This is a genomic window from Pseudomonas sp. KU43P, from assembly GCF_033095865.1.
Classification (GTDB): Bacteria; Pseudomonadota; Gammaproteobacteria; order Pseudomonadales; family Pseudomonadaceae; genus Aquipseudomonas.
The window spans coordinates 3,175,300-3,192,168 of sequence record NZ_AP019365.1; the positions used below are offsets into that span (position 1 = coordinate 3,175,300).

The 16,869-nt window shown below is 64.3% G+C and carries 21 protein-coding genes; 10 read left to right on the forward strand and 11 right to left on the reverse strand.

Features of this window, described 5'->3' with window-relative positions; translation table 11 throughout:
- Positions 1-2 precede the first annotated feature (2 nt).
- Positions 3-653, reverse strand: coding sequence for a GNAT family N-acetyltransferase (locus KU43P_RS14415; protein WP_317658047.1), 651 nt, complete (start codon positions 651-653; stop codon positions 3-5).
- Positions 654-815: 162 nt separating this feature from the next.
- Here KU43P_RS14415 and xthA point away from each other — a divergent pair, with 162 nt between their 5' ends.
- Positions 816-1,628: an exodeoxyribonuclease III gene (gene xthA / locus KU43P_RS14420; protein ID WP_317658048.1), complete on the forward strand. Its 813-nt coding sequence runs from the start codon at positions 816-818 to the stop codon at positions 1,626-1,628.
- Positions 1,629-1,827: 199 nt separating this feature from the next.
- Here the strand turns inward: xthA and KU43P_RS14425 are convergent, their stop codons facing one another.
- A complete protein-coding gene (locus tag KU43P_RS14425) occupies positions 1,828-2,580 on the reverse strand; it encodes an anti-sigma factor family protein (RefSeq protein ID WP_317658049.1) in 753 nt (250 codons plus the stop codon).
- On the reverse strand, positions 2,577-3,098 hold the full coding sequence (locus KU43P_RS14430) for a sigma-70 family RNA polymerase sigma factor (RefSeq protein WP_317658050.1): 522 nt from the start codon (positions 3,096-3,098) through the stop codon (positions 2,577-2,579). Before KU43P_RS14430 ends, KU43P_RS14425 begins: the two co-directional genes overlap by 4 nt.
- Positions 3,099-3,222: 124 nt before the next feature.
- Between KU43P_RS14430 and KU43P_RS14435 the strand changes: the two genes are divergently transcribed.
- The 4 genes from KU43P_RS14435 (at position 3,223) to KU43P_RS14450 (ending at position 6,716) form a co-directional block, all read left to right on the forward strand.
- Positions 3,223-4,275, forward strand: coding sequence for a catalase family peroxidase (locus KU43P_RS14435; RefSeq protein ID WP_317663822.1), 1,053 nt, complete (start codon positions 3,223-3,225; stop codon positions 4,273-4,275).
- On the forward strand, positions 4,272-4,805 hold the full coding sequence (locus KU43P_RS14440) for a cytochrome b (RefSeq protein WP_317658051.1): 534 nt from the start codon (positions 4,272-4,274) through the stop codon (positions 4,803-4,805). Before KU43P_RS14435 ends, KU43P_RS14440 begins: the two co-directional genes overlap by 4 nt.
- Before the next feature lie 80 nt (positions 4,806-4,885).
- On the forward strand, positions 4,886-6,091 hold the full coding sequence (locus tag KU43P_RS14445) for an MFS transporter (RefSeq protein ID WP_317658052.1): 1,206 nt from the start codon (positions 4,886-4,888) through the stop codon (positions 6,089-6,091).
- A 79-nt stretch (positions 6,092-6,170) separates the two neighbouring features.
- Positions 6,171-6,716 (forward strand): cupin domain-containing protein, encoded by a 546-nt coding sequence (locus tag KU43P_RS14450; protein ID WP_176515851.1) that lies wholly within the window; start codon positions 6,171-6,173, stop codon positions 6,714-6,716.
- Positions 6,717-6,735: 19 nt separating this feature from the next.
- Here the strand turns inward: KU43P_RS14450 and KU43P_RS14455 are convergent, their stop codons facing one another.
- Positions 6,736-7,341 (reverse strand): 2-hydroxychromene-2-carboxylate isomerase, encoded by a 606-nt coding sequence (locus KU43P_RS14455; protein ID WP_317658053.1) that lies wholly within the window; start codon positions 7,339-7,341, stop codon positions 6,736-6,738.
- A 27-nt stretch (positions 7,342-7,368) separates the two neighbouring features.
- Positions 7,369-8,100, reverse strand: coding sequence for an SDR family oxidoreductase (locus KU43P_RS14460; RefSeq protein WP_317658054.1), 732 nt, complete (start codon positions 8,098-8,100; stop codon positions 7,369-7,371).
- An 89-nt stretch (positions 8,101-8,189) separates the two neighbouring features.
- Here KU43P_RS14460 and KU43P_RS14465 point away from each other — a divergent pair, with 89 nt between their 5' ends.
- Positions 8,190-8,753, forward strand: coding sequence for a TetR/AcrR family transcriptional regulator (locus KU43P_RS14465; RefSeq protein ID WP_317663824.1), 564 nt, complete (start codon positions 8,190-8,192; stop codon positions 8,751-8,753).
- A complete protein-coding gene (locus KU43P_RS14470; protein ID WP_317658055.1) occupies positions 8,740-9,333 on the forward strand; it encodes a DUF4157 domain-containing protein in 594 nt (197 codons plus the stop codon). Before KU43P_RS14465 ends, KU43P_RS14470 begins: the two co-directional genes overlap by 14 nt.
- Positions 9,334-9,378: 45 nt before the next feature.
- Here the strand turns inward: KU43P_RS14470 and KU43P_RS14475 are convergent, their stop codons facing one another.
- Complete coding sequence (locus KU43P_RS14475; RefSeq protein ID WP_317658056.1) at positions 9,379-10,371, reverse strand: bile acid:sodium symporter family protein; 993 nt, start codon at positions 10,369-10,371, stop codon at positions 9,379-9,381.
- Positions 10,372-10,490: 119 nt separating this feature from the next.
- Between KU43P_RS14475 and ampC the strand changes: the two genes are divergently transcribed.
- Both ampC and KU43P_RS14485 read left to right on the forward strand, forming a co-directional pair.
- Positions 10,491-11,639, forward strand: a complete 1,149-nt coding sequence (gene ampC, locus KU43P_RS14480) for a class C beta-lactamase (protein ID WP_317658057.1) — start codon at positions 10,491-10,493, stop codon at positions 11,637-11,639.
- 297 nt (positions 11,640-11,936) lie between these two features.
- Positions 11,937-12,269 carry a hypothetical protein gene (locus tag KU43P_RS14485; protein ID WP_317658058.1) on the forward strand — a complete coding sequence of 111 codons (333 nt, stop codon included), beginning with the start codon at positions 11,937-11,939 and terminating at the stop codon, positions 12,267-12,269.
- 45 nt (positions 12,270-12,314) lie between these two features.
- Here the strand turns inward: KU43P_RS14485 and KU43P_RS14490 are convergent, their stop codons facing one another.
- The 4 genes from KU43P_RS14490 to KU43P_RS14505 all read right to left on the reverse strand — a co-directional run bounded on the left by KU43P_RS14490 (position 12,315) and on the right by KU43P_RS14505 (position 14,373).
- On the reverse strand, positions 12,315-12,614 hold the full coding sequence (locus KU43P_RS14490) for a hypothetical protein (RefSeq protein ID WP_317658059.1): 300 nt from the start codon (positions 12,612-12,614) through the stop codon (positions 12,315-12,317).
- A gap of 145 nt (positions 12,615-12,759) precedes the next feature.
- The gene (locus KU43P_RS14495; RefSeq protein WP_176515834.1) at positions 12,760-12,948 is read right to left on the reverse strand and encodes a hypothetical protein; all 189 of its coding nucleotides are present in this window, start codon (positions 12,946-12,948) and stop codon (positions 12,760-12,762) included.
- Positions 12,949-13,086: 138 nt separating this feature from the next.
- On the reverse strand, positions 13,087-13,407 hold the full coding sequence (locus tag KU43P_RS14500) for a YbjQ family protein (protein ID WP_317658060.1): 321 nt from the start codon (positions 13,405-13,407) through the stop codon (positions 13,087-13,089).
- Between the two features lie 78 nt (positions 13,408-13,485).
- Positions 13,486-14,373, reverse strand: coding sequence for an EamA family transporter (locus KU43P_RS14505; protein WP_317658061.1), 888 nt, complete (start codon positions 14,371-14,373; stop codon positions 13,486-13,488).
- 233 nt (positions 14,374-14,606) lie between these two features.
- Here KU43P_RS14505 and KU43P_RS14510 point away from each other — a divergent pair, with 233 nt between their 5' ends.
- Positions 14,607-16,004: a purine-cytosine permease family protein gene (locus KU43P_RS14510; protein WP_317658062.1), complete on the forward strand. Its 1,398-nt coding sequence runs from the start codon at positions 14,607-14,609 to the stop codon at positions 16,002-16,004.
- A gap of 95 nt (positions 16,005-16,099) precedes the next feature.
- On the opposite strand, the gene KU43P_RS14515 is transcribed toward KU43P_RS14510, so the two are convergent.
- The gene (locus tag KU43P_RS14515) at positions 16,100-16,855 is read right to left on the reverse strand and encodes a class II aldolase/adducin family protein (protein ID WP_317658063.1); all 756 of its coding nucleotides are present in this window, start codon (positions 16,853-16,855) and stop codon (positions 16,100-16,102) included.
- Positions 16,856-16,869 lie beyond the last annotated feature (14 nt).

The window sequence follows — 16,869 nt, forward strand, 5'->3', positions numbered from 1 at the left end:
CTTCAGGCGGTGGTGGGCATGGAGGATACCGGGTTGGGGTGGAAGAACACCCGTTCGCGGATCGGCCCTACGGCCACCTCGCCGATCTCCTGGTAGCCCTGGCGTTCATAGAACGCCAGGTAATGCTCATTGCCCGAGTCCAATACCACTCCTTGGGTGTTAGGGTCTTCCGCGCACCAGTCGTGCACAGCTTGTAACAATTGTTCGCCGTAGTGGCCGCCGCGAAACTGCGGATGAACCCCCAGCAACGGCAACATGTGGACCCTGCCCGTGGGCAGGCAACTGGCCAGCGCCGCCTGATAGTCCATGTAGCGGCGAGTACAGCGTTGGCCGGTGCCCAGCAGCATGCGCAGGCGCCACGCCCAACTATCGGCCACGCCCAAGCGACGTTGCGGCGGTACGATCAGCGCGATGGCGATCAAGCGGTCATCCAGCAGCAGGCCGATGGCGGGCAGTTGCAGGTAGAAATGCTGACGCACCCATTCGCGCACCATCACCCGCAAGCGACGTTCGTAACCTGGGCGCTGGGCTTCGAAGATGTAGGCAAATGTGGGCTCATGGCGGTAGGCGTGGTACAGCAGCGAGCGGGCCTCGCGGCTGTAGCCATCATCGAGCGAGCAGATACGGGCCTGGGCGACTGTGGCTTCGGGCATTGCGGGTTGTCCTCCTGGAATGGGCATACAGTGCCTTGGAGGTGCCCCACTGCGCATCGTTCACCCCTGACAGCACGTTAGCAGCGCCTTGGCAAAGCCGCCACGCTGGTGATCGAGGCCGATGTCGGCTAGCATCCGGCCTTTTACCAGGATCGTCTTTCCATGAAGATCGTCTGTTTCAACATCAACGGCCTGCGGGCCCGCCCGCACCAGCTGGCGGCGCTGATCGAAAAGCACCAGCCGGACGTGATCGGCCTGCAGGAAACCAAGGTCAGCGACGATCAGTTCCCCTTGGCCGACGTTCAGGCCCTGGGTTACCACGTGCATTTCCACGGGCAGAAGGGCCACTACGGCGTCGCCCTGCTCTCGCGCCAGGCACCACTGAGCCTGCACAAGGGCTTTGCCACGGATGAAGAGGACGCCCAGCGCCGCTTCATCTGGGGCACCTTCGCCGACGCCGACGGCAACCCCATCACCATCATGAACGGTTACTTCCCCCAGGGTGAAAGCCGCGACCACCCTACCAAGTTCCCAGCCAAGCAACGCTTCTACAGTGACCTGCAGGCGCTGCTGGAGGGGCAGTTCAAGCACGATCAGCCGGTGCTGGTGATGGGCGACATGAACATCTCGCCCCAGGACTGCGACATCGGCATCGGCCCAGACAACGCCAAGCGCTGGCTGAAGACCGGCAAATGCAGTTTCCTGCCTGAAGAACGCGAGTGGATGGAGCGCCTGAAGGGCTGGGGGCTGGTGGACAGCTTCCGACACCTTTACCCCGAGGTGAGCGACCGGTTCAGCTGGTTCGATTATCGCAGCCGTGGCTTCGAGGACGAGCCCAAGCGCGGGCTGCGCATCGACCTGATCATGGCGTCCCAGCACCTGGTGCCGCGGATCAAGGCTGCGGGTGTGGATTATGAGCTGCGTGGGATGGAGAAGCCTTCGGATCATGCGCCGATCTGGCTGGAATTGAGCTGAGGTTGCTGGGGAACGGCTGAGTGCATTTCTTGATGCGATTGGCGCCCTCGAGATAGAGCGCCGCACGGCGCATCACCGGCAAGCCGGCTCCCACAGGTATGGCGCAGACCTTGAGGCTTGCGCCGTACCTTGTCGGGGCCGGCTTGCCGGCGATGCCGTCCTCATGAATTCCGAACACCTACCGCCAGGCCTCTCGCCCCTACAACCCCAACCGCAACACCTCCCCCACCCCCGCCCCGCGCACATCGTCCGCCGCACTGACCAGGGCAAAGTTGTACGCCCCATGGGACCAGTAACGCGCCTCCAACTGCCCATCGACCCGCTGCCCCTCCGGCATACGCTGGTAACGATCCCCCGGAGAACGCAGGAACAGGCTGATGCGCTGGCCATTGCGGTCCTGAAACACCAGTAACGCCGCCGCCCCCTGCTCGTTGCTCAACAAGCGTGCACCCACGGGCTGGAAGCCATAACCCGCCAAGTCGGGCAGCTGCCCCACCCGGTTGAAATGCCTGCCCAGCCAGTCGCGCAACTGGGCCGGGTCACTGGCCTGGATATCCAGCGCCTGACTACCCGCAAACAAGCGATGGGCCTGCACCGCATCGGCCATCGGCAGGTCGTTGCCCGCCCAGGTTGCCTGACGTGCCTGCCACCCGCCCACACCGCCCATACCCAGTGCCAGCAGCAACACTGCCGCCGACGCCAGGCGCCGCTGCCGACGCTGACGCAAGCGCCGCTGCAATTGCCCCAGGTCCAACTGCGCCGGCCCCGGCTGTTCGCCAAACCCTGCCAGCGCTGCACGCAAACGCCGTGCGTCACTGCGCCAGGCCTCGACCCTGGCAGCCTCCTGCGGGTTGGCTGCCAGCCAGGCCTGCACCTCGGCACGGCGCGCCGGCGACAGGCGCTCGTCGACATAAGCGTGCAGTTCATCTTCGGTGGGTATCAGGCGTGTCATTTCAGTCTCCGCAAGGCCGGCGGCCGGGGGGTGCCTTCGGTCAAGTCGCGCAGGGCGGCACGGGCGCGGGACAGGCGCGACATCACCGTGCCGATGGGTATGTTCAAGGCCTGGGCGGCCTCCTTGTAACTCAGCCCCTCGACACTGACCAGCAACAACAGGGCGCGCTGCTCGGTCGACAATTGAGCAAAGGCCTGCAGGTCGGCCTGGGCCAGGACGATATTCTCGAGATTGTCGCCAACCGCCTCGTTTTCCTGCTCGGCACGGCCGAACCAGGACAACCAGCGGGCATGCAGGCGCTCCCGACGCTTGGTGTCGAGAAACAGGCGATAAAGGATGGTGAACAACCAGGCGCGCAGTGCCTGCACCTCGCGTTGCTGGCCCCGCCGGGTCAAGGCCCGCTCGACGGTGGCCTGGACCAGGTCGTCGGCGCTGCCGGGGTCACGGGTGAGCCACAAGGCAAAGCGGCGTAGCCGCTGCAGCAGCTCGCGCCATTGCTGTTCGTCCAGGTCGTGCATGGCAGGTTACCGGCCCTTGGGGTTGTCAGTGTAGAGGGCAGACGCCTGGCGACAAAATTTATTCCCGGCGATGGAATAAGTTTTCCCCTGCCCCGTCGTACTGGCACCTTCACTGAACCGGACGATCACCATGAACTCACCTTTGCACGGCCCCGCCAAGGCATTGCGCCTGGCCGGTATCGGCGCCGTGATGCTGGCCCTGGGTGCCGGCTTCGCCTATGCCGCCGGCTGGGTCGGCGGGCCACGACTGACGCCGCAACGCATCATCGACACCTTCGAAGCCCAGGCCGGCCACTACCCGGGGTATCGCAAGAATCACGCGAAGGGTTTATGCGTCAGTGGCTACTTCCAGCCCAGCGGGCAGGCCGCCACGCTGTCGACCGCCCGTGCCTTCAGCCAGGCCCGCGTGCCGGTGGTCGGCCGCTTCGCCATCGGCGGAGCCAACCCATTCGCCCCCGATACCGGCGTGCCGGTGCGCAGCCTGGCGATCCAGCTGAGCACCGACGATGGGCAAATCTGGCGCACCGGGATGAACAACCCACCGGTGCTGGCCGTCAGCAATCCACAAGGGTTCTATGAACAGGTACTGGCCGGTGCGCCGGTACCCGGCACCGGCAAACCGGACCCGGCCAAAATGCAGGCATTCTTCGCCGCTCACCCGGAAAGCGCAGCCTTCCGCCAATGGGCCGCAAGCTATAAACCCAGCGACAGCTTCGCCAGCACTCAGTACCACAGCATCAATGCCTTCCGCCTGATCGACACGGGCGGTGCCGCCCACCCCGTGCGCTGGCAGCTGGAACCGCAAACGCCCTTCTCGCCCCTGCCTGGCCAGGTCGACGACAAGCAGTTCCTGCAACATGACCTGCAGCAGCGCCTGGCCCGAGGCCCATTGCGCTGGACCCTGCGCCTGGTACTTGCCGAGCCCGGCGACGCGGTGGACGACCCGGCCCGCCCCTGGCCTGCCGAGCGTCGAAGCGTCGACGCCGGCACCCTGGTCGTCGAACAGGTCGATGGCCCGGAGCAAGGCGCCTGCCGTGACCTGAACTTCGACCCCTTGATCTTGCCCGCCGGCATCGAGCCTTCCGCTGACCCGATCCTCGCCGCCCGCTCGGCCGCCTATTCGGAATCGTTCAACCGCCGCAGCCGCGAGTCGCTCGGCACAGGAGCCAAGCCATGAACCCGCAAGCTTTCCACCCGCTGCACCGCCTGCTGCACTGGCTGATGGCGATACTGATCATTGCCATGCTGTTCATTGGCGTGAGCATGGTGGCCGACCTGTCACCACGCCATCCGCTGATGATCGAGCTGCACAAGGCCACCGGACTGGCACTGCTGGGACTGGTGGTGGTGCGCATCGGCCTGCGCCTGACCCTGCCCCATCCGCCTTTGCCTCATGACCTGCCGCCTGTGCAACGCTTCGCCGCGGGCGCCTCGCACGTGCTGCTCTACGGCTTGATGCTGGCCATGCCGCTGCTGGGCTGGGCGATGCTGTCGGCAGGCGGCTATCCGCGGCCCTTGCAGCTACCGGCCATCGCACCGCACGACTTGCAGCTGTACGCGGTACTGCGCCAGGCCCACGGCTGGGCCGGCTACCTGTTGTTCGCCACCGTGCTGGTGCACTTGGGCGCCGCGCTCATGCATGCCCTGGTGCGCCGGGATGGCGTGCTGCGCAGCATGTGGCCAGGCCCGTTACGCCGCAGCGAATGATGGCAGGCTGCCCAGGCAGGCTCGACACCCGGTAAGCATTCTCATTACTCTTGCCCATCGACCTGCCCTGGACTGCCCCGATGAATGCCGCAAAGGACCCTGCCACCCTCGTACCCGCCAGCACCCTGGACTTGCGCCCGCTGCTGCTGGTGACCATGGCCTGCACCATGTCGATGATGGCGTTCGTCGCCCTGATCGGGCCGATTGCCCGTCTGCTCGGCATGGCCACCTGGCAAGCCGGTGCGGCGGTGACCGTGGCCGGGGTGGTCTGGGTGCTGCTGGCCCGGCCCTGGGGCCGTGCCGCCGACCGCCTGGGCCGGCGACGCACTCTGCTACTGGGCAGTGCCGGCTTCACCCTGGCCTACTGGCTGCTGTGCCTGTTCATCGAGGGTGCCTTGCACTGGTTGCCGGGCGCGACCCTGGCCTTTGTCGGCCTGATGCTCGCCCGCGGCGCCATTGGTGCCTTCTATGCAGCCATCCCAGTGGCCTGCAACGCCCTGATCGCCGACCATGTCGAGCCGCAGCGCCGGGCCCGGGCCATGGCGTCCCTCGGTGCGGCCAGTGCCGTCGGCCTGGTGCTGGGCCCCGCGCTCGCGGCGTTACTGGCCGAGCACAGCCTGAGCCTGCCGTTCCATGTAATGTCGTTGCTGCCGGCCACCGCGTTCCTGGTACTGCTGTTCAAGCTCAAGCCACAACCCTTGGCTCACAGCCACGCCCCCAGCCCGGTGCGGTTGAATGACCCGCGCCTGCGTCGGCCATTGCTGGTGGCCTTCAGCGCCATGCTCAGCGTCACGGTCTCGCAGATCATCGTAGGCTTCTTCGCGCTCGATCGCTTGCACCTGGCGCCGGCAGCAGCCGCGCAAACCGCAGGCATCGCGCTGACCACCGTCGGCGTGGCGCTGATCCTGTCCCAGGTCATTTTGCGCCAGTTGCAGTGGCCACCGCTGAAAATGATTCGCGTGGGTGCCAGCGTCTCGGCGTTGGGTTTCGCGGCAGGTGCGATGGCCACCACCGCACCCTGGCTATGGAGCTGCTACTTCGTCGCCGCCGCCGGCATGGGCTTCGTGTTCCCTTCGTTCTCGGCCCTGGCAGCCAATGCCATGAAAGCCTCGGAGCAAGGCGCGACCGCCGGCTCCATCGGCGCTGCGCAAGGCATGGGCGCGGTGATCGGGCCACTGGCCGGCACGCTGGTCTATGCCCTGGACCCACGCCTGCCGTTCCTTGCCGTGGCGCTGCTGTTGCTGCTGGTCGGGCTGTGGCCGATGCCGCGCGAGCATCGGCCCTGACAAGCACAGCGCGCAACCGTGCAGAGTATGTTTTAATGCGTCGCCCATTATTTTTAACACCTCTAATTACAAGGCGGCTATGGACACGGGGACACGACTCAAACTGGTGCGTGAACGCAACAACCTCTCCCAGCGGGAACTGGCCCGCCGCAGCGGGCTCACCAACTCGACCATCTCGCAGATCGAGCAGAACCGCGTCAGCCCTTCGGTCAGTTCCCTGAAAAAACTGCTCGAAGGCATCCCCATGACCCTGGCGGAGTTCTTCAGCTTCGACGAACCGGTACGGGAAGAGCGCTTCGTGTTCCGCGCCGGCGAACAGCCGGACCTGGGCCGAAATGGCCTGCGCATGTTGCTGGTAGGTGCCAGCGTCGAGGCCAGGCAGATGCGCATGCTGCGCGAGCTGTATGCCCCGGGCGCCGATTCGGGCGAGCCGATCGTGCATGCCGAGGGCGAGGAATGTGGCCTGGTCACCCGCGGCACCGTGGAACTGTGGGTCGATGGCCAGGTGAGCATCCTCAACTCGGGCGATGGCTACTATATCCCCACCACCCTGCCCCACAGCTTCAAGAACATCGGCCAGGATGAGGCTGAAATCATCAGCGCCAACACCCCGGCCAACTTCTGATACCCGGCTGCCGGCACCGCTAGCGGCGGGCCGGCTGTCTCAACGCCTGCTCGACGAAATCCAGGCGATCCTGACCGAAGTACATCTGCCCTTCGACAAAGCATGTTGGCGCGCCGAACACCCCGCGCGCCACAGCCTCTTCGGTTGTTTGCTTGAGTGCGGCCTTCACTTCAGTGTCCGCCGCCAGGTCGCGGAACTCGGCCGGATCGAAACCCGCCTGGCTGAGCGTCTCGTCCAGCACGGCCGCGTCACCCAGGTTGCGCCGCTGGGCCCACAGTCCGTTGAACAACGTCGCCAGCAGCGCCTCGAAACGTGCCGGCGCGTGCAACTGCATGCCCACGACACCGCGCATCAGCGCCAGGGTATTGAGTGGAAAGCCCGGCGGTAGCCCGAACGGCACGCCATAGCGCTCGGCATAGCGGCCCAGGTCGGTGAACATGTAGCGCCCTTTGGACGGGATCATCGCCGGTGACGCATTGCCAGTGGCCTGGAATACCCCGCCGAGCAACATCGGCCGGTAACTCAGCGTTGCGCCCTGCCGGGCACAGAGGTCAGGCAATTGGGTCCAGGCCAGGTAACTGGCAGGGCTGCCCAAGTCGAAGAAGAACTCAACGGTCTTGCTCATACGGCAATCTCCTTGAAAGGTCAGGGCTTACCAGCGCTCCATCCACGGGCGCAGGTCCAGTTCGAAAGTCCAGGCATCTCGCGGCTGCGCGTGCAGGAACCAGTAGCTGTCGGCGATGTGCGCGGGGTCGAGGATACCGTCCTGATCCTTGAGGGCGTAGCGCTCAGGGAACGTGTCGCGGATGAACGCCGTGTCGATGGCGCCGTCCACTACCACATGGGCTACATGGATGTTCCGCGGCCCCAGTTCCCGCGCCATGCTCTGGGCCAGGGCGCGCAGGCCATGCTTGGCGCCCGCGAATGCGGCGAACCCGGCCGCCCCGCGGGTACCGGCGGTGGCACCGGTGAACAGCAGCGTGCCACGTTCGCGGGTGACCATGCGCCGGGCGACTGCCTGAGCGGTCAGGAAGCCGGCGAAGCAGGCCATTTCCCAGATCTTGAAGTATTTGCGCGGGGTTTCGTCGAGGATACTGCAGGGCACATTGGCACCAATATTGAAGACAAAGGCTTCGATCTGGCCGATATCGCGCTCGATCGTTTCGATCAGTTCGGCCACCTCCTCTTCCTTGCGCGCATCCGAGCCAAAGCCATGAGCCTGGCCGCCTGCGGCGCGAATCTCTTCCACCAGAGGTTGCAGTTTTTCCGCCTGACGGCGGGTGACGCAGGCGATGTAACCCTCGCGGGCGAAGCGCTTGGCAATTTCGCCACCCGTGGCGTCTCCCGCCCCTATCACCAGCACCACTTTTTGTTGTTCTGCCACGTGCACCCCCATTGGTGAATGATCGTTTAGTAAACGAACGCTATGTTATGATCGCCCCCAACGTCAAGCCAGCGCTCAGAGGTTTTTCCATGCGCTACTCCAGCGAACACAAGCAACAGACCCGCGACAAGCTGCTGGCCAGCAGCGGTGCGCTGGCCAAGCGCGGCGGCTTCGCCAGCACCGGCGTCGCCGGGCTGATGAAAGCCATAGGCCTGACCGGCGGCGCTTTCTACAACCACTTTCCGTCCAAGGATGACCTGTTCACCGAAGTCGTCCGCCAGGAACTGAGCAACAGCCCGCTGGCGCGCCTGGCCCAGAAAGGCGCCAGCCGCGAGCGCCTCGAGCGCTGCCTGCAGCAGTACCTCAGCCTGGCCCATCTGCACAATGCCGAGGGGGGCTGCCCATTACCGCCGTTGGGCGTGGAAATCGCCCGGGCCGAACGGCCGGTGCGCGAGGAAGCCGAACATTGGCTGGTGAGCCTGCATACCACCTGGAGCGAAACCCTGGGCGATGAAGCGGTGGCCTGGGCAATGATCAGCCAGTGCGTTGGCGCATTGGTGGTCGGGCGAATGCTGGCCAGTGAAACGGTGCAAGCCCAGGTGCTGGATGCCAGCCGTGGCTTCGTCGAAAGGGCCCTGAATGAGAGCTGCTAGCCTGCTACTGCTATTTTTGGCATCGGTGCCGGCGCTGGCCGAGCCAGTGTGCCCGCCCGGCCAGTACCAGGTATGCCTGATGGGTTGTTTCTGCGCGCCGATCGACCCTGGCCAGGCCGGCCAGGTGCTCAAGGACGTCGAGGTCATGGCCTCCGGCAGCCTGGCCTTCGCCCTGCGCCAGGCTCGCGACGAGGCGACCGCCAGTGGCAGCGAGCCGATTCCCTTGCACATCCGCGCTCAGCTCGAACCCTGGTACGACTTCGCCGTGCTCGATGCGGCGCGCTACCGGGTGGGTGACGAACAGCAGGTCAGTGCGGCCAATGCGATGCTGCAGAACCCCGACGTGAATGCGGTGACGCTGATCGACACGATCATCTTCCGCCATGCCAGTGATGCCGAAGACAATGTGGCGCTGTGGGCCCACGAGCTCAAGCATGTGCAGCAATATCAGGAACTGGGGGTCGAGGAATTCGCCCGGCGCTACACGCGCGACTATCAGGACCTGGAGGGGCCGGCCTACAAGATAGAGGCCGAGGTGGGCAAAGCCTTGCGCGAACGTAGCGCAGGGCAGGCCCGCTAGGTCGCGCCGACCTCTTTCAGGAGGCCGGCGCGCAAGTGCAGCGCCTCAGGAGGACGCGGTAGCCTCCTCGCCCGCTTCTTCGCGGCTGGCATAGCGCTGCGCCAATACCGCGCACACCATCAACTGAATCTGGTGGAACAGCATCAACGGCAGGATCATCGCCCCGATGCCGCTGCCCACGAACAGCACCTGAGCCATGGGCACCCCCGTAGCCAGGCTCTTCTTGGAGCCGGCGAAGAGGATGGTGATGCGGTCTTCGAGGTTGAAGCCCAGCGCCTTGCCAAGCAGGCGCGTGCCGAACAGCACCACCGCCAGCAGGATGCCGCACACGGCGAACAGCCCCGCCAAGTGCTGCGGCGAGACGGTGTGCCACAGGCCGGTGACTACCGCCTCGCTGAACGCGGTATAGACCACCAGCAGGATCGAACCCTGGTCCACCATTTTCAGCCAGCGTGCATTGCGCTTGACCCAAGCCCCGATCCAGCGGCGGGCGATCTGACCGGCCACGAACGGCACCAGCAACTGCAGGGTAATCTTCGCCACCGCATCCAGGCCCGAACCGGTGTCACCGCTGGCACCCAGGAGCATCATCACCAGCAGCGGCGTGAGGAAAATGCCCAGCAAGCTGGAAGCGGCGGCGCTGCAGATGGCGGCCGGCACGTTGCCGCGTGCCAGCGAAGTGAAAGCGATGGCGGACTGCACGGTAGCCGGCAAGGCGCACAGGTACAACACACCCAGGTACAGCTCATTGCCTACCAGTGGCACGAACAAGGGTTTGAAAGCCATGCCCAGCAACGGGAACATCACGAAGGTGCAGGAAAATACCAGCAGGTGCAGGCGCCAATGCCCGGCGCCGGCGATGATCGCCTCGCGCGACAGCTTGGCGCCATGCAGGAAGAACAGCAGGCCGATGGCCAAGTTGGTCAGCCAGCCAAAATAGACCGCGCCGTCGCCCGAACAAGGCAGCACGGTGGCGATGAATACCACCCCGAGCAACGCCAGGGTGAAGTTGTCGAACAACATGCGCAAATACTTCATATCCGTTTCCGTCTTGTCGTTGTGCAAGGGCACACGATAAGGTCTGAGGCTTTTTCCTGCTAACGCCGGAACCCCCGCCGGTGTCGCTCAACGGACACAAACCTGAAAAGGATCCTTTAATGCCCCCCTCCCGCCTCACGCCCCTCCTTGCCGCCGCCAGCCTGGCTTTTGCCAGCGTCACAGCCCAGGCCAGCCCCTCACTCGAGGATCAGGTAGACGCAGTGGTCACCAAGCTCATGCAAGAGCAGGACATTGCCGGCATGGCAGTGGCGGTCTTTGCCAACGGCCAGGCGCACTACTTCAGCTATGGCGTGGCGAGCAAGGCCGGAGGCGAAGCGGTAACCGCCGACACCCTGTTCGAGATCGGCTCGCTGAGCAAGACCTACACCGCCACCCTCGCCGCCTTGGCCAGCGCCGAAGGTAAGCTCGACCTGCAGGCCCCGGCCCGCCGCTATCAGCCTGCCCTGGCCGAAAGTTCGCTGGGAGAAGCCAGTGTGCTGGAGCTGGGGGCCTACAGCGCCGACTGCCTGCCCTTGCAGTTCCCCGACGCGGTAAAGACCGACCAGCAGGCGCTGGACTTCCTGCGCGACTGGAAGCCCCGTAGCGAACACGGCACCCAGCGCTGCTACTCCAACCCAAGCCTGGGGCTGTTCGGCGACCTGGCCGCGCGCGCGCAGGAGCGCCCGTTCGCCGAGTTGATGAGCCAGGGCCTGTTGCCGCAGATGGGCCTGCAGCATACCTACCTGCAAGTACCGGCGAAGGCCCAGAGCCTGTATGCGCAGGGATACGATGCACAGAACCGGCCGGTGCGGGTCAGCCCCGGCCCCTATGCCGATGAAGCCTACGGCATCAAGACCAGCGCCCGTGACCTGCTGCGCTACGTGCGCCTGCAGATGCAACCGGCCGAATTGTCACCGGCGCTGCGCAAGGCGCTCGCCATCACCCAGACGGGCTATTTCCAGGTGGGCTCTATGACCCAAGGGCTGGGCTGGGAACGCTACCCCTACCCGGTTTCGCTCGAGACCCTGGTCGATGGCAACAGCCCTCGTCTGATCCGCGAGCCACAGGCTACTCGCCGCCTCGATCCCGCCCTGCCAGCCGAACCCCACGCTTGGTACAACAAGACGGGTGCGACCAATGGTTTTGGCGCCTATGCCGCGTTCATTCCGAGCGAAGGCAAGGCCATCATATTGCTCGCGAACCGCAATTATCCCAACGAAGCGCGGGTGCGAGCGGCCTATCGGATTCTATCCAGCGTCGGTCAGTGAAAGCCCCCGAGAGCAGATTGTCAGACAAGATGTAGTGAAGAAAAATATTCACTACAAAACGGTTGACGCCGTTCATCGCCCTTGTGCATGATGAAGCCGTCTCCCCGATCGGGAGCGGTGGCAAGGGTGTTCCAGACGGCCTGCGCGGTAACGCAGGCCGTCCGTGGAGAGGGAACTGTCCAAAAGGCAGCGTGAGAAAGCCCCTGTTGCGATGCTGCTGTAGCAGCCTTGGTAGTGCGCTACACGTTTGTGGCGCCAACTGTGAAAAATCACCAACGAATGGGTAATGGGGGCTTTATGATGAACTTGAACAACAATCCTACGATCGACCAACTGGCCCAGCTGTTCGCCATGCGCAAGGACAGCCTCGACGACCACCTGCTGTGGGTCAGCCAAACCGGCGAAGTGCGCCTCGACCGCCTGCCGCCGAACACCGTCGAAGACGAATTCGAAGCGCACCTGCCCAGCATGCGCGCCCGCTTCAAGGTCTACCGCCGTGGCCAGGGCTACGTCGGCAAGAAGGCCGCCGCCGACACCGAGTTCGTCGGCCGCGTCCTGCAGACCCTGCAACAAGAATGGCCCGCCGCCCGTGAGCGGCAGGCAGACAAGGTGATCGATCCGCTCAACTGAGTGATCGCGCCACTTACCGAGCCCGGCCCTTCTGGTCGGGCTTTTTCATGCCCGCTGCCGTTGCCGTTCAGGCAATGCCAGGGCACCGGTCGCCAGCGCCCGCGCCCGGTCCACACCCCACACCAGCGCACGGGTCATGGTCTCCCCGGGGCGTGACGGGTAATACTCTTCCAGCACCGCCTTGCCATCCTGGCCATACAGGCCCAGGAACAATTGCGTGGCCCCCACTCGTGACAGGCGCACCTGCACATCGAGGGTCGTGCCATCGCTCAGTGCTTCATCGTGGCCGCGGCTATGCAGTTGCGCATCTGCCCACTGCCAGTAGGTTTCTTCCCTGACTCGCATGGAACCTCACTCTTTCCTTGCCTGAGATGTCGCGTTAGAAAACCACATCCGCCGTACTTCGGCGAGCGCAAACCACCGATACCATGAGCGGGGTCAAGCAACGCCAAGAAAAACCCCGCCAGTGGGCGGGGTTATGTGAAGGCGGTCACTTTTTCGGTGGAAGCCGCGGCGTGAAGCGGCCCTTCTTGGCGCGCTGCAAGTGGGCCGGCTGCAGCTGTTCCGAATCATCCAGGGTCATGTGGGCGAAGCCGAGGCGGAAAGCCGACTGGCCGCAACGGACCTGGCTGTTGATCGGAAACGCATCGTTCATGTCTTCGAAAAAGGACTCGCTCATGCCCTGTCTCCCTCAGTGGCGGCCGCGCCGGCAAGAACAAGGAATGCCTGGAAAAACGCTGCCTGTGAAAGTGAGACTAGCCGGTCATTTGCAGACTGCTTGGCCGAACAAACCGGCACCCGACCAGTGGCACATTGCCTACTTCAGGCGCACCGCAGTGCCGGTGGCGAACACCACGACCATGCCGCCTTGTACCGAAGGCATGCTGATTTCGAAGTCGACACCGACCACGGCATCGGCGTGCAACTGCCGTGCCCGTGCCTTCAATTCCTCGGTGGCCTGCTCGCGAGCCTCGCGCAGCGCGCTTTCCAGGGTCTGCGAACGCCCACCGAAGAAGTCGCGAAAGCGTGTGAAGAAATCGCGCACGAAGTTGATGCCCTGCACCGATTCGGAACTGACTACGCCGAGGTATTCGGCAATCGGGCGGCCTTCGAGCTGGCTGGTGGTGGAAATGATCATGGGGAGCTCCGTTAGCCTGGCAAAAGACGCCAGTCTAACAAAGCCCTGCTCGCCTGGCGGTCGCCAGCAAAACGCCAGTCACTGCGCGCTGGCAGCCCGCAACCGTTGCCCCAGCTTTGGCCCGAACACATTGACCAGCAAGCCGAGCATCACCAGCAGCGCCCCCCAACCCTGCACTGCAGTCAGACGCTCGCCCAGCAACCAGGCCGAAGAACTCAGGCCAATCACCGGCACCAACAACGAGAATGGCGCGACCTTGCCCGCGGGATGACGCGACAGCAGTGTGCTCCATAGGCTGTAGCCCAGCATGGTGGCGACGAACGCCAGGTAACCCAAAGCCAGCACCGAACTCCAGCCGATGTTGAGCAACGCATGGCTGATACGCTCCGGGCCTTCCAGCCACCAGGACAAGGCCAGGAACGGCAACGGTGGCACCAGCCCGCCCCAGATCACCAGCGCCACCAAGTCCACCGAACCGAAGCGGCGGGTGATGATATTGCCCATGCCCCACATGGCCCCTGCGCACAGGGTCAGCAGCAACGCGACCATCGGCACATGGCCGCTGTCTTCGCTGCCGATCAGCGCCAGGCCGCTGGCGGCCACCAACAGGCCCAGCAAGCTTGCCAGACGCAGGCGCTCGCCAAGAAACAGCGCAGCGAAGCCTAGTGTGAAGAACGCCTGCGACTGCAGCACCAGCGAAGCCAGGCCCGGCGGCATGCCGCTGTACATCGCCTGGAACAGGAACGCGAACTGGCCCAGCGAAATGGTCGCGCCATAGGCGATCAGCCAGCGCCACGGCAGCTTCGGCCGCTTGACCAGCAGAATCGCCGGGAAGGCAACCAGCAGAAAGCGCAATGCCCCGAGCAGCATTGGTGGCAGGCCATCAAGGCCGACCTTGATGACCACGAAATTGATACCCCAGGCAACGATGACCACCAGGGCGATCAGCAAGTCCTTCAGTGGCATTGCGGCTTCCTTCTACAAGCGTTCTAGACATATTTCGTTACAGCATACGGCCATCCTGCAACCATGGACCGGCACAGTTACCGTCGAGCCTGGCGTAACAGTGCGGCTGTTATGCCGTGCAAGCTTCACTTGACCCTACTTGTATAGACATGCTCATATCAGAGCCAGGCCGCGCATGCGACGTGCCGCCCGTGGCCCCTCCCCGACACAAAAACAATGAAGTGGAGCCCCAAATGTCCAGCAAATCCGTGCTCGAACGGCGTTCGATCGATTACATCCCCGAGGCCGAACGCCATGGCAAGGTGTACAGTCAGTTCACCCTGTGGTTAGGCGCCAACCTGCAAATCACCGCGATCGTCACCGGCGCCTTGGCCGTGGTGCTCGGCGGCGATGTGTTCTGGTCGCTGATCGGCCTGCTGCTGGGGCAATTGATTGGTGGCGCGGTCATGGCCCTGCACGCCGCCCAGGGCCCACGCCTGGGCTTGCCGCAGATGATCTCCAGCCGCGTGCAGTTCGGGGTCTATGGCGCGGCCATCCCGATGGTGCTGGTGTGCCTGATGTACCTTGGTTTCACCGCCACCGGCACGGTCCTGTCGGGCCAGGCCATCGGCCAGTTGCTCAGCGTCAGCGACAGCACCGGCATTCTCATCTTTGCGGCGGTGATCGTGCTTGCCACCCTGGCCGGCTACCGAGTAATCCACTGGATCGGCCGGGTCGCCAGCGTGCTGGGCATCATTGCCTTCATCTACCTGTTCAGCCGTATCCTGATGATTGCCGACATCGGCCAGTTGCTCGACAACCGCCATTTCACCTGGGCATCGTTCCTGCTGGCGGTGTCGCTGGCGGCGTCCTGGCAGATCGCCTTCGGGCCCTATGTCGCCGATTATTCGCGCTACCTGCCGAGCAGTACCTCGCCGGTCAAGACCTTCCTCGCCGCCGGGCTGGGCTCGGTGATCGGCGCGCAGGCCTCGATGATCCTTGGCGTGTTTGCCGCCGCCATCGCCGGTGGTGAGTTTTCCGGTCGCGAGGTGGCGTATATCGTCGGCCTGGGCGGCGCCGGCACCACGGCGGCCCTGCTGTATTTCAGCATCGCCTTCGGCAAGGTGACCATTTCCACGCTGAACTCCTACGGCAGCTTCATGTGCATCGCCACCATCATCAGCGGCTTCCGTGGCAACCTGGCGATCAGCCGTGCCCAGCGCCTGCTGTTCGTGCTGCTGATCGTCGGCGCCGCAACCCTGGTGGCGCTGCTCGGCCAGCACTCGTTCCTCAGCGCCTTCAAGTCGTTCATCCTGTTCCTGCTGACGTTCTTCGTGCCCTGGAGCGCGGTCAACCTGGTGGATTACTACTTCATCACCAAGGAACGCTATGACGTGCCAGCCCTGGCCGACCCCGAGGGCCGCTACGGCCGCTGGAACTGGCCGGGTATTGCCGTGTACACCATCGGTGTACTGGTGCAGATGCCGTTCATCGATACCAAGTTATACACCGGCCCGATGGTCGCGCACCTGGGTGGGGTGGATGTGTCGTGGCTGATCGGCCTGGTAGTGCCCAGCCTGCTCTACTACTGGGTGGCCCGGCACCGTGCCGCCGAGGCTCCGGCCCGCATGATCGTGCCTGAGGTGCGTTGAACCCGGGCGGGGGCTTGCTGGCCAGCGCAATCTCTGTGGGAGCCGGCTTGCCGGCTCCCACAAGTACACCAACAAGCTTGGTGCCGGTACTGGAATCAGTTGCGGTAATCCGGTGCTGTTCTGTCCAGCATCCGCAACAACGCCGCCCAGGCCAGTTGCAGGGCATCCGGGTCGGTCAATTCCCCTTGCTTCAACCCCCTCGCCGGTTCATTGAACTGCCGCTCGGTGTGCGCACACACCTGGGGCAACGGCAGCACCAATTGCCCGGCGCTCTGTGCTGCCAGCTGGATCTCGCAGGCTTTCTCCAGGTAGTACATGCGCAGAAACGCTTCGGCCACCGTGCGACCGGTGGTGAGCAGGCCGTGGTTACGCAGGATCATCACCGGCTTGTCGCCCAGGTCGGCCACCAGCCGCTGCTGCTCGTCCATGTCCAGGGCAATGCCTTCATAGGCGTGGTAGGCCACCTTGTTGTAGAACTCCATGGAGATCTGGTTGACCGGCAACAGCCCGCACTCCAGCGCCGCCACCGCACAACCGGCACGGGTGTGGGTGTGCAGCACGCATTGGGCATCCTCGCGGGCGGCATGGATGGCGCTGTGGATGACGAAGCCGGCCGGGTTGACCGGGTGCGGCGTTGGCTCCACCGGCCTGCCCTGCAAGTCGATCTTGACCAGGCTCGACGCGGTGATCTTGTCGAACAACAAACCATAGGGGTTGATCAGGAAATGATGCTCTGGCCCCGGCAGGCGCACCGAGATGTGGGTGAAGATCAGGTCGGTCATGCGAAAGTGGGCGATCAGCCGGTAGCAGGCGGCCAATTGCTCGCGCAACGATCGTTCAGAGGTGGTCATGGTCGGTCATCCTT